Origin of the sequence: Kitasatospora sp. NPDC057904, from assembly GCF_042887925.1 — a bacterium.
Classification (GTDB): Bacteria; Actinomycetota; Actinomycetes; order Streptomycetales; family Streptomycetaceae; genus Kitasatospora.
Window position 1 is genome coordinate 129,663 of sequence record NZ_JBHVOL010000017.1, and the last position, 12,186, is coordinate 141,848.

At 72.9% G+C, this 12,186-nt stretch carries 9 protein-coding genes and 1 other RNA gene; 1 reads left to right on the forward strand and 9 read right to left on the reverse strand.

Annotated elements, in window-relative coordinates; all coding sequences use genetic code 11:
• Window positions 1-344: 344 nt before the first annotated feature.
• From ACFVSN_RS33340 to ftsE, 6 genes are all read right to left on the reverse strand, one after another.
• Window positions 345-2,648, reverse strand: a complete 2,304-nt coding sequence (locus ACFVSN_RS33340) for a HelD family protein (protein WP_380491202.1) — start codon at window positions 2,646-2,648, stop codon at window positions 345-347.
• A gap of 129 nt (window positions 2,649-2,777) precedes the next feature.
• Window positions 2,778-3,159: a transfer-messenger RNA gene (ssrA, locus tag ACFVSN_RS33345) on the reverse strand.
• Window positions 3,160-3,245: 86 nt separating this feature from the next.
• Complete coding sequence (gene smpB, locus ACFVSN_RS33350; RefSeq protein WP_387957296.1) at window positions 3,246-3,722, reverse strand: SsrA-binding protein SmpB; 477 nt, start codon at window positions 3,720-3,722, stop codon at window positions 3,246-3,248.
• A 43-nt stretch (window positions 3,723-3,765) separates the two neighbouring features.
• Window positions 3,766-4,911 carry a S41 family peptidase gene (locus ACFVSN_RS33355; protein ID WP_387957298.1) on the reverse strand — a complete coding sequence of 382 codons (1,146 nt, stop codon included), beginning with the start codon at window positions 4,909-4,911 and terminating at the stop codon, window positions 3,766-3,768.
• Between the two features lie 113 nt (window positions 4,912-5,024).
• A complete protein-coding gene (gene ftsX, locus ACFVSN_RS33360) occupies window positions 5,025-5,936 on the reverse strand; it encodes a permease-like cell division protein FtsX (RefSeq protein WP_329929190.1) in 912 nt (303 codons plus the stop codon).
• A gap of 77 nt (window positions 5,937-6,013) precedes the next feature.
• On the reverse strand, window positions 6,014-6,703 hold the full coding sequence (ftsE, locus tag ACFVSN_RS33365; protein WP_063349173.1) for a cell division ATP-binding protein FtsE: 690 nt from the start codon (window positions 6,701-6,703) through the stop codon (window positions 6,014-6,016).
• 350 nt (window positions 6,704-7,053) lie between these two features.
• Here ftsE and ACFVSN_RS33370 point away from each other — a divergent pair, with 350 nt between their 5' ends.
• Complete coding sequence (locus ACFVSN_RS33370; protein ID WP_359960365.1) at window positions 7,054-7,248, forward strand: hypothetical protein; 195 nt, start codon at window positions 7,054-7,056, stop codon at window positions 7,246-7,248.
• Between the two features lie 244 nt (window positions 7,249-7,492).
• Here ACFVSN_RS33370 and prfB read toward each other — a convergent pair whose 3' ends face one another.
• The 3 genes from prfB to ACFVSN_RS33385 all read right to left on the reverse strand — a co-directional run bounded on the left by prfB (window position 7,493) and on the right by ACFVSN_RS33385 (window position 12,039).
• Window positions 7,493-8,608: a peptide chain release factor 2 gene (prfB, locus tag ACFVSN_RS33375; RefSeq protein WP_380435424.1), complete on the reverse strand. Its 1,116-nt coding sequence runs from the start codon at window positions 8,606-8,608 to the stop codon at window positions 7,493-7,495.
• A gap of 69 nt (window positions 8,609-8,677) precedes the next feature.
• A complete protein-coding gene (locus tag ACFVSN_RS33380) occupies window positions 8,678-9,937 on the reverse strand; it encodes a serine/threonine-protein kinase (RefSeq protein ID WP_380435425.1) in 1,260 nt (419 codons plus the stop codon).
• Window positions 9,938-10,152: 215 nt separating this feature from the next.
• Window positions 10,153-12,039, reverse strand: coding sequence for a protein kinase (locus ACFVSN_RS33385; RefSeq protein WP_387957300.1), 1,887 nt, complete (start codon window positions 12,037-12,039; stop codon window positions 10,153-10,155).
• Between the last annotated feature and the right edge of the window lie 147 nt (window positions 12,040-12,186).

Consider the following 12,186-nt stretch of genomic DNA (forward strand, 5'->3'; position numbering starts at 1 on the left):
ATTTTGTTGAAGGCATCACCTGCGCATGCTAGACCTCGATCGTCGCACCTACCAGGGCGTAGCCAGAAATAACGTTCATTGAGTGTGCGGACCCCACAAGCGGGCCCCCGGACGGGCGGCGGGCCGACGGCGGGCGGGCGACAACAGGGCCCGCGACTTCTTGCCTCTCCGGGCCGATGCGTTACATTGGACGGGACACCGGCTCGATCCAAGCCCCCGGGCCCAACCTTCGTCCCTCAGAGGGACCACTTGCCGCGAGGCGAGCATGGCGGGTCGGTGTCGTAAACGTCTGAAGGCCCCTCACCATCCGGTGAGGGGCCTTCTTCGTGGCCGCGGACCCGCCGTCAGCCGTGCAGCAGCGCGGGCACGCCGGCCGAGTCCGGCAGGTCGTCCGGACCGGACAGCACGGTCAGCCGCTGGGTCGCGCGGGTGAGCGCCACGTAGAGCACCCGCAGGCCCGCCTCGGACTCGCCGGCGATCCCGGTCGGGTCGGCCACCACCGTCGCGTCGTACTCCAGGCCCTTCGCCTCCAGGCTGCCCAGCGCCACCACGCGCTCGCCCAGGCCCTCGGCCCAGCCGGCCGCCTCGGCCCGGCGGTCCATCGGCACCACGATCGCGACGGTGCCGTCCACCTCGGACAGCAGGCGCTCCAGCTCGGCCTTGGCCGCCGCGCCGAAGGCCTCCGGCGACGGGTCGGTGACGGCCGCGAAGCGCGGCTCCACCCCGACGTGGCGCACCGCGCGCGGCGACGGCGTGCCCGGCGCGGCGAGCGCCAGCACCTTGGCCGCCACCTCGGCGATCTCGGCCGGGTTGCGGTAGTTGACGGTCAGCGTGAACCGGCGGCGCTGCTTGCCCGCGAGCACCTCGTCCAGCGCGGCCTGCGCCTCCTGCGGGAACGGCCAGGAGGACTGGGCCGGGTCCCCGACGATCGTCCAGGTCGCCATCCGGGCCCGGCGGCCGATCAACCGCCACTGCATCGGGGTGAGGTCCTGCGCCTCGTCCACGATCACGTGCGCGTACTCCGTGCGCTCCACCGGCTGGCGGTCGCGCTGGCGGGCGCTGCGGTCGGCGAAGGTGGTGACCTCCTCCAGGCCGGTCAGCAGGTCCACCGCGTCCACCTCGCGGACCTTCCGCCGGGCCGGCTCGCCGAGCAGCACCTGGAGCTCGTCCACCAGCGCGACGTCGTGCGCCGACAGCGCGCCCTCGCCGGCCGCCGACAGGTGCCGCCAGGAGCCCGCCAGCAGCCTCGCCTCGTCCGGGGTGACGGCGCGGCGGGCGATCCGGTTGGTGTGGCGCGCGTGCTTGAGCGTGCCGAGCACCTTGCGCGGGGACAGCGCCGGCCACCAGGCGTCCAGGAAGTCCAGGAACGACGCCTCGTCCGAGACGTACTCGTCGAAGGACTCCTTCTCCTCCTGGCGCTGCTCGCGGGCGTAGTGGTCGGTGGGCTTCGGCAGGTGCCGGGTGGCCTCCTGCCACAGGGCGTCCAGCAGCAGCCGGCGGGCGCGCGGGCGCAGCAGGTTAAGCGGCGTGCCGCCCGAGCCCACCACGTTGCCGCGGACGGCCTTCAGCCGGCCGGCGTCGAGCTTCAGCACCTCGCCGCGGGCGACCACCTTGAGCTCCTGCGGCGCGCCCAGCTCCAGCGCCGCGCGGGCGGCCCGGCGCAGCAGCTGCACCATGCGGCCCGAGCCCTTGACCCGGGCGGCCTCGGGGCTGTCGTAGGTGCCCGCCTCGATGCCGTCCACCAGCGAGCCGACCGCGCGGATCGCGACCTGGCCCTCCTCGCCGAGCGAGGGCAGCACGCCCTCGGTGTAGGAGACCAGCAGCGGGGTCGGCGAGACGACCAGGATGCCCCCGGCGTAGCGGCGGCGGTCCTGGTAGAGCAGGTACGCGGCGCGGTGCAGGGCGACGGCGGTCTTACCGGTGCCCGGGCCGCCGGTGACGAGCGTGGCACCGCCGGCGGCCGCGCGGATGACCTCGTCCTGCTCCTTCTGGATGGACGAGACGATGTCGCGCATCGAGTGGCTGCGGGCGCGGCCGAGCGAGGCCATCAGCGCGCCGTCGCCGACGACCGCCAGCTCCTCGCCGCCCAGGGTGGGGGTGAGGTCGGGGCGCAGCAGGTCGTCCTCGACGCCGATCACCTTGCGGCCCTTGGAGCGGATCACCCGGCGGCGGATCACCCGGCCCGGCTCGACCGGGGTGGCGCGGTAGAACGGCGCGGCGGCGGGCGCCCGCCAGTCGATCACCAGCGGGCCGTACTCGGCGTCCAGGACGCCGAGCCGGCCGATGTGCAGGGTCTCGGCCACCGCGGGGTCGGCCGGGTCGAGCGGCGTGTCGGAGGGGATGCCGTGCTCCTCCGGGGCGTCGGCCCGCTGGAGGTCGATCCGGCCGAACAGGAAGTCCTCGAACTCGTTGTTGAGCCGCTGGAGGTGCGCACCGGCCCGGTAGACCTGGGCGTCGCGCTCGGCGAGCGCGCCGGGCGTGCCGACCTGGACCCGCTTGGCGGCGTCCTCCAGGATGTACTCGGCCTCGGCGAGCTTCTCCTCGAGCCGGTGGTAGACGGTGTCGAGGTGCTGCTGCTCACCGGCGATCTCGCGCTCGCGCACGGTCTCGTGGTCGGTGGCGGGGGTGGTGTCCGTGTTGCTCTGCATGGCCTCGGTGGTTGCGACGGAATCCGGCTCCGGAAAACGAGCGGACGGATGATCCTACGCCTCGGTCGGGGGAAACGTGAAGGCCGTCCCCCGCATTGCGGGGGACGGCCTTCACTTGTGAACATGGGGTGGTGGAGATGCCGGGAATCGAACCCGGGTCCAGTGGAGTTAATTCAGGGCTTCTCCGAGCGCAGTCCGCTGTGCTTTTCTCGGCCCTGGCGGTCACACGGACGAGCCGCCAACAGGCCCAGCTGCTGTTTGATTTCCCATCCACCCTCGCAGCCCGGGCGGACGGTTGAGTTCCCTAGATTATGCCAGGGTCCGGGTCGGGAACTCCCCGGTCTGACACCCAAGCGCTATCGGTGCTTATTAGGCAGCGAGAGCGAACTGCTGGGAATCGCGCTTAGAGTTGGCGATTATTTTTTTGCGACACGTGGTTAACGAGATCATTGCCGCGTTCCTCGGCTCGCTTCCCCTGTTTCAACATCCCCTGTCGAAACCGATCATCCCCATGTTTTTTTGAGAAACAGCTCGGACTGTGACCGTCCGTGTTGCTGGCGCCATAGTACGCGAGGCGACGGGCGAGGGTCCAGCGGATTAACCCTGGCGCCGTCGGGCGGCCGCCACGGCGCGTGCCGTCTCGCGGGTGTCCTGCTTCTCGCGCAGCGTCTGGCGCTTGTCGTACAGCTTCTTGCCGACCGCGAGCGCCAGTTCGAGCTTCACCCGGCCGTCCTTGAAGTACAGCGAGAGCGGGATGAGGGTGTGGCCCGCGTCGCGCACCTTGGTCTCGATCTTGTGGATCTCCATCCTGTGCAGCAGCAGCTTGCGCTTGCGGCGCGCGGCGTGGTTGGTCCACGTCCCCTGGGTGTACTCGGGGATGAAGACGTTGTCGATCCAGGCCTCGTGGTTCTGGATGTAGGCGTAGCCGTCGACCAGGTTGGCCCTCCCCTCGCGCAGTGCCTTCACCTCGGTCCCGGTGAGCACGAGGCCGCACTCGTAGGTGTCGAGGATCGAGTACTCGTGTCGCGCCTTCTTGTTCTGCGCGATCAGCTTGTGTCCGGTTTCCTTTGCCATAGCGCCGTCATTCTCGCACTTCGGGCCCGGCGGGGCAGCCCCTTTAGGCCCGGGTGCCGAGCCCGGCCAGGACGCGCAGGGCCAGGGCGTCGGCGTCCTCGGAGCCGGACGCGGGGACGTCGGGGGTGAGGCCGGTGCCGTCGAGGGAGCGGCCGGCCGGGGTGTGGTAGCGGCCGACGGTCATCTCCAGCACGGCGCCGTCGGCGAGCCGGCTCGGCTGCTGGACGGTGCCCTTGCCGAAGGTCCGCGAGCCCACCACGACCGCGCGGCTGCGGTCCTGGAGCGCGCCGGCGAGCAGTTCGGCGGCGCTCATCGTGCCGCCGTCCACGAGCACCACGAGCGGGGTGCGCTGGTCACCGCCGGCCGGGGCGGTCAACTCCCTGGTGTCGCCGCGCTCCTGGTACGAGCCGACCGCGCCGCCGTCCAGGAAGGCCCCGGCGGTGGCGACGGCCTCGTCGACCAACCCGCCGGAGTTTCCGCGCAGATCGAGCACCACGCCGCCGTGCGGGGCGCGCAGCGCGGCGCGCACCTGGTCGGCCACGCCGGTGGTGAAGGCCCGCACGACGATCCGCAGCACGCCCTTGTCCAGGTGCTCCGCGGTGACCTGCTGGCTGTCCAGGAGGGCCCGGCGCAAGCGCAGTTCGCGCACCTCGCCGTCGCCGCGCCGGACGTCGACGGTGACCTCGGAGCCGGCCCTGCGCTCGCCGTCGCGGCCGCGCAGCCGGGCGACGACCTCGGTGACCGGCAGCCGGTCGGCCTGGTCGGCGTCGATCCTCAGCAGCCGGTCCCCGGGGGCGATCCCGGCCGCGGCGGCCGGACCGCCCAGGGCGACCTGGGACACCTCGGTGACGCCGTCCTCGCCACGGCCCACCGACAGGCCCACCCCGAGGTAGCGGCCGTCCAGGCCCTGGCTGAACTCCGCGTACTCCTGCGCGCTGTAGTACGCCCCCCAGCGGTCGCCGCTGGCGCCGAGCAGGTGCTCGGCCTGCTGCTCCGAGAGTGCGGTGCCGGCCGGGTCCGCGGTGACACCGGGGACGACGGACGCGGGCCGGACGGCGTCCGCGGACGGGCGGCGCGGCGCTTCGCTCGGGTCCCCCCAGGCGCCGGTGGCGGCCCCGGCCAGCAGCACGGCGCCGAACACCAGGCTGAGGGTGGCCACCTGACGTGCCCTGCGCGGAGTTTCCAGCATGGCATCGGAGTGTAGACACCGCGCGCGGCGCCGCGGGCCGGAACGGCCGAGCGCGGAACGACGGCGGCCCCGGACGGCGCAGTGCCGTCCGGGGCCGCCCGGGGCCCGGAGGATCAGACCTTGAGGTACTTGCGCAGCGTGAAGAACGCCGCGACACCGGCCATCGCCATGCCCACCACGACCAGCAGCGGGATCACCGCCAGCACCGAGCTCAGCCCGATGAAGTGGATGAACTGCACCCGGTCGGCCAGCCAGTTCTGGACGAAGAAGTGCCCGCCGAGCAGCAGTCCGGAGGCCATCACGGCCCCGAGCAGCGCGGAGAACGCGGCCTCGGCGATGAACGGCATCTGGACGTAGAAGTTGGAGGCGCCGACCAGGCGCATGATGCCGGTCTCACGCCGCCTGCTGTACGCCGACACCCGGACGGTGTTGACGATCAGCAGCAGCGCGACGAACAGCATCAGCACCATGATGACGAAGGCCGCCGTCTGCAGACCGTTCAGCAGGCCGAAGAGGTTCTCCAGGATCTTCCGCTGGTCCTCCACCGACTTGACGCCGGGCTTCCCGGCGAAGGCGCTCTGGATGACGTCGTACTTCGTCGGGTCGTTGAGCTTCACCCGCCAGGACTGCGGCATGGCGTCCGGGCCGAGGACGGAGATGAGCGGGTTGTCCGGGTTCATCTCCTTCCAGTGCTTGTACGCCTCGGCGGAGCTCTCGAAGGTCGACGACTGGACCACCGAGTCCATCTTGTCCAGCTGGGCCTTGACGTCCTGCACCTGCTGGTCGGTGGCCGCGCCCTGCCCGCACTGCGGGGAGTTCCGGGCGTCGGACTTGGTGCAGAAGTAGATGCTCACCTCGACCTTGTCGTACCAGTACCCCTTCATGGAGTTCACCTGGTCGCGGACCAGGAGCGAGGAACCGGCGAGGGCGAGGGAGAGCGCGACGCTGACGACGACCGCGATGGTCATGGTCAGGTTGCGGCGGAGACCCACACCGATCTCCGACAGGACGAACTGGGCGCGCATGCGTGTAACAACTCCAGGGTCGGTACTGCTGGGTCGGACGGCTCGGGCCGGCGGCCCTACGGTTCAGCGGGGGTGGGTCAGTGCTGGTATCCGTAGACGCCGCGGGCCTGGTCGCGGACCAGCAGGCCCTTGTCGAGCTCGATGACGCGCTTGCGCATCTGGTCGACGATGGCCTGGTCGTGGGTCGCCATCAGCACCGTGGTGCCGGTGCGGTTGATGCGGTCGAGCAGCTTCATGATGCCGACCGAGTTCTGCGGGTCGAGGTTGCCGGTGGGCTCGTCCGCGATCAGCAGCATCGGCCGGTTCACGAACGCGCGGGCGATCGCGACGCGCTGCTGCTCACCGCCGGAGAGCTCGCCGGGCATGCGGTCCTCCTTGCCGCCGAGGCCGACCAGCTCCAGCACCTCGGGCACCACCTTGTTGATGGCGCTCTTGGGCTTGCCGATCACTTCGAGGGCGAAGGCGACGTTCTGCGCGACGGTCTTGTTGGGCAGCAGGCGGAAGTCCTGGAAGACGGTGCCCAGCTGGCGGCGCATGTGCGGCACCTTCCAGTTGGACAGCTTGCCCAGGTCCTTGCCGAGGACGTGCACCTCACCCGTGGAGGGGCGCTCCTCGCGCAGGCACAGGCGCAGGAAGGTGGACTTCCCCGAGCCGGACGAGCCGACCAGGAAGACGAACTCACCCTTCTCGATCTCCAGCGAGACGTTGTCCAGGGCGGGACGGTTCTGCTTGGGATAGGTCTTGGAGACGTTGTCGAATCTGATCACGGCTGCATCACGGAGGCCATCCTAGGCGGCGCCAGTCCTCGGTCGGTCCACCCCTGTGGGCCCGGTCCGGGGGCGGGCGAAGGGAACGGAAAGGGCCGCTCCCGGCTTGGGACCATACGCGAATCCACCGTCGGCCCGCAGGGCCCGGAGCGGACGGTTACCGGAGACTGGGGGACAATGTCCCCTTATGCCCCGAAAATTGCGAGGCATCTCACAGCCCGGGAGCCGGAACGGTCGGAACCTGGCAGAGTGGAGTGAGCGACCGTGCCCGGCCGCTCCCCCGCACAGGGCACGCGAAGGAACCAAAGCCCCGTCCGGTGCGTTGGTTCTAGCAGCGAGGAGGAGATCGCATGACCTGCGACCATCTGGTGTGCGCCAACTGCAACGGACGCGTGAGCGAGGGCCGTTGCCCGGTCTGCCGCGCCAACCGGGCCCGGCTGCAGGAGCAGCAGGGTCCGTTCGCCGCGCTCTCCCCCGCGGTGCTGCTGGCCCTGCTGGCCGGACTGCTCGCGGTGGCGCTGATCGCCCGGCAGGCGCTGGCCTGAGGCACGACGGGACGCGACGAACGCGAAGGGCCCCCGACCGATCCCGGTCGGGGGCCCTCCTGCGTCGTCGCCCGATTACTCGGCGCTGGTCTCGCGCTGCTTGCGCCGGCGGATACCGGCCTCGATGCTGTGCTTGATTCTCATCGAGGCCGAGCTCCTCACGCCTCGTTCGCGGTCTCGCGCTGCTTGCGCCAGCGGATCCCGGCCTCGATGCTGTGCTTGATTCTCATCGAGGCCGAGCTCCTCACGCCTCGTTCGCGGTCTCCCGCTGCTTGCGCCAGCGGATCCCGGCCTCGATGAAGCCGTCGATGTCGCCGTCCAGGACGGCCTGCGGGTTGCCGGCCTCGAACGCCGTCCGGACGTCCTTGACCATCTGGTACGGGTGCAGGACGTAGGAGCGCATCTGGTTGCCCCAGGAGCTGCCGCTGTCCTTGAGCGCGTCCATCGCCGCGCGCTCCTCCTGGCGGCGCCGCTCCAGCAGCTTCGCCTGGAGGACGTTCATCGCGGAGGCCTTGTTCTGGATCTGCGAGCGCTCGTTCTGGCAGGAGACCACGACACCGGTCGGGATGTGCGTGATGCGCACCGCCGAGTCGGTGGTGTTGACGCCCTGGCCGCCGGGGCCGGAGGCGCGGTAGACGTCGATGCGCAGCTCGGACTCGTCGATGTCGACGTGGTCGGACTGCTCGACGACCGGGAGCACCTCGACGCCGGCGAAGGAGGTCTGGCGACGGCCCTGGTTGTCGAACGGCGAGATGCGGACCAGGCGGTGCGTGCCCTGCTCGACCGAGAGCGTGCCGTAGGCGTACGGCGCCTTCACGGTGAAGGTCGCGGACTTGATCCCGGCCTCTTCGGCGTACGAGGTGTCGTACACCTCGGTCGGGTACCCGTGCCGCTCGGCCCAGCGCAGGTACATGCGCATGAGCTGCTCGGCGAAGTCGGCGGCGTCGACGCCACCGGCCTCGGCCCGGATGTTGATCAGCGCCTCACGGGCGTCGTACTCGCCGGACAGGAGGGTGCGGACCTCCAGCTCCTCGACAGCCTTCTGGAGCGACTTGAGCTCGGTCTCGGCCTCGGTGCGGGTGTCCGCGTCGTCCTCGGCCTCGGCCAGCTCGAACAGCACGCCCAGGTCGTCGATGCGGCTGCGCAGGCCCTCGACCCGGCGCAGCTCGCCCTGGAGGAAGGAGAGCCGGCTGGTCACCTTCTGCGCGTTCGCGACGTCGTCCCACAGGGTGGGGGCGGCTGCCTCCTCCTCCAGGACCGCGATGTCGGCCCGGATCTTGTCCAGGTCGAGGACGGCCTCGATCGACCCCATGGTCGATTCGAGGTTCTTGAGCTCTTCGGAAGGATCGACGGCTGCCACGCCCCCAGCGTAATGGTTCCGGGGGTGGTCATGACGACACCGGGGTCCCCCGGCCGCCCGGGAGCGGTTCTAGGGGGCCCGCGGGGCGGTGCTGTGGACGGCCGGACGGGCCGGGTGGCCGCGGTCCGGGGCGGTGGCCGCGAAGGCCGTCCAGGCCGCGGCGGCGCCCGCCAGCAGCAGGACGGTGGCCAGCACGACGGCGAGCAGCCGGCGGCGGCGCAGCAGGGCCTGGCGGTCGCGGCGGTGGCCCGCGCCGGGGGCGGTGCGCTGGGCGCGGGACTCGGCGGCGTAGGCGGCCAGCTCGTCCGCGGACGGACGGCGCAGGCTGGTGTGGGTGTCCCGGGTGGAGTCCGGGGCGACGCCGGGCACCAGCGGGACGGCCGGGCCGCGGCGGCGCTTGTGGGCGCCGGGGGCGGCGTCCACCTCGGCGTAGACGGCCTCGCCGGGGGTGATCGCCTCCTCCGCCGGGGCGCGGCCCTGCGAGGGGACGGCGAGCACCGGCAGGCCCGCCAGCGCGGGCAGCTGCTCGCGCAGCCTGGCGGCCAGCTCGGCGGCGCGCAACCGGGAGGCGGGGGCCTTGGCCAGGCACTCGGAGATGATCCGCCACAGCCCGTCCGGCAGGCCGGGGATCGGCGGCACCTGCTCGGTGACGTGGCGGCGCAGCACGGCGCCGGTGTGGCCGCCGCCGAAGGGGGTGAAGCCGGCCAGCAGCTCGTAGAGCACGGTGGCGAGGGCGTAGATGTCGACGGCGGCGCGCGGCTCCAGGCCCTCGATGATCTCGGGGGCGAGGTAGTCGGGGGTGCCGATGATCCGGGTGGCCCGCGTGCGGCGCGGGGCGTCCACCAGGCGGGCCACGCCGAAGTCGGTGAGCTTGGCGCGCGGGGCTCCGCCGGGGCCGGGGGCGGCGGCGAGGTCGAGCAGGACGTTCTCGGGTTTGACGTCGCGGTGGACGATGCCGGCCGCGTGCGCGGCGGCCAGGCCGTCGGCGACGTCGGCGATGACCGAGGCGGCGGTCTGCGGGGGCAGGGCACCGTCGCGTTCGAGCCGGGAGCGCAGGTCGGTGCCCTGGACGAGCTCCATGACGAGGGCGAGGTCGCTGCCGTCCACGACCATGTCGCGCACGCCGACCACCCGGGGGTGGTCGAGGCTGGTCAGCGCGGCGCGCTCCTGCACGAAGCGGCCGACCAGCACCTGGTCGGCGGCCAGGTCCTCGCGCAGCAGCTTGACCGCCACCGGGCCGTCCGGCCCCTCGCCGAGCCAGACCGTCCCGGCCGAACCCCGGCCGATCACCTGGTGGACGGTGTACCGGCTGCCGATCTTGCGTGCCAATGCTGCTCCGTGGGCGGCGCGGGAGCGCGCCGGAAGGTCCGGTGCGCTCGGTGGGGCGGGACAACACCGACCAACCTACGCGCCCCGACCCCCCTCGCGGGCCGCCTGAGGGCCCCGGGGCGGCACTCGCGGGCGAGAAATCTTCGAAATTGTCGACAAAGCGTCAATCCCGCCGTCCGGGCGGCCGCCGGGGGGCGGCCGGACCCGGCGGGGCGTCAGTTCCTCGCGCTGTCGAAGACGTTGGTCACCCAGTCGTAGGCCGTGTGGTACCAGCCCTGGACGTTGTCCCAGTAGTGCGGCAGCGGCGTGAAGTTCCACAGCGCCACGGCGGCGACCGCCAGCACCAGCAGCACCATCAGGCAGCCCTTGAGGCAGCCGAGCCCCGGGATGTACATCCGGTTGCGGCTGCGCGGGCGCCGCTCGCGCGGCGGGGCCGGCTCGCGGCGCGACGGCGCCGGCGGCGCCTCCCGGCGGGCCGGCGGCTCCTCGCGGCGTTGCGGGGGCTCCCGGTGCTGCGGCGCGGGCGGCTCGGCCCGGCGCACCGGGGCGGGCGGGGGCGGCGGCGGGTAGCCGGCCTGCGACCGGCCGTAGCCCTCCGGGGCCTGCCGGTAGCCGCCGGGCGGCTGCGGACGGCCGCCCTGGCCCGCCTGTCCCCCCTGGTTCGCCTGGTTCGCCCGGTAGGGCGGCGGGGCGACCGGCGGGCGCTGGGCGTACCCGGGCGGCGGCGGGCCCTGGCGGCGCTGGTCGGGCCGGGGGCCGCCGGGCTGCTGGGGCTGGTACGCCCCGGGGTGACCGCCCTGGCCCGGGTATCCGCCCTGACCCCCCTGGCCCGCCTGGTAGGGCTGCGGGGCGACCTGCGGCTCCTCGAAGTCTTCCGGGCCGAAGTAGCCGACCTGCGTCTGCTGGTTGCGGTCCCGCGCGGCGCGCAGCTGCGTCTGCCACGGGTGCGGCGCCTCCTCCTGCGGCGGGCCCGGCGGGGGCGTCGGCACCGCGGTGGGCGGCATCACCTGCGTGCGGTCCGCGCTGCCGTACGGGGGCGCGGGCGGCGGCTGGGTGCCCATCACCCGGGTCGCCGCGGCCGGGTCGAACTGCGGGGCGCCGGGGCCGCCGGCGGGCAGCACCTGGGTGCGGTCCTCGCTCGCCGGCGCGAACGGCGCACCCGTGGCCGTGCCCGGCACCGAGGCGGGCTGCGGGTCCGGCTGCAGCAGCGCGCCGACCGCGATCGCCGCGTCCACGGCCGCCGGGGAGGCGTGCACGCCGACGCCCGCCGCCACCACGCGCAGCGCCCGCGCCAGCGAGGTCGCGGACGGCCGCTGCGCCGGGTCCTTGCGCAGGCAGCGCTCGATCACCGTCCACAGCGGCTCGGGCATCGTGCTGGGCCGCTGCGGCTCCTGGGCGAGGTGCGCCTGGAGGACCGCGAGCGCGCCGTCGCCCTGGAACGGCTGGCGGCCGGTGACCAGCTCGTACAGCATGATCCCGGCGCCGTAGACGTCCACGGCGGAGGTCTGGGCGCGGCCCTCGGCGGACTCCGGGGCGACGTAGGCGGGCGTGCCGACGAACTCGTGGGTGCGGGTGATGCCCGGGGAGTCGGCGAGGCGGGCGATGCCGAAGTCGGTCAGCATCGGGTGCATCTGCTCGGTGCCGTCCACCAGGACGGAGGCGAGCAGGACGTTCGCCGGCTTGAGGTCGCGGTGGACGATGCCGTCGGCGTGGCTGGCCGCGAGCGCGTCCGCGACCTGGGCCATCAGCAGGGCGCCGGCGATCGGGCTGAACGGGCCGTTGGAGCGCAGGTAGCGGGCCAGGTCGGGGCCCTCGACGAGGTCCATCACGAGGGCCAGCAGCTCGCCCTCGACGACCAGGTCGCACACCCGGACGATGTTGGGGTGGGTGAGCCGCAGCAGCAGGGAGCGCTCGCGCAGGAAGCGCATCACGACGTCCGGGTCCGCGGCCAGTTCCTCGCGCAGCACCTTGATCGCCACGGCCTGCCCGGGCTCGCCGCCCGGCACGTCGGCGGCCGGGCGCACCCGCCCGCGCCAGACGGTGCCGGTGGCCCCCCGTCCGAGGGTCTCCTCAAGCACATACTTGCTGCCGACTGGCCGCACCTGTCGCACTCCTCGCCGTGCCGCCCGCGCGGGGCGCTCCTCCGCCGGTGCGGTGAGCCTGCCGGGCCCCTGTCTGCGGCCACTCTAACGGTGACCGTTCGGGTTTCGGAGGCGACCGGCAGGCCGTCCGACCGGTCTCGGGGACGG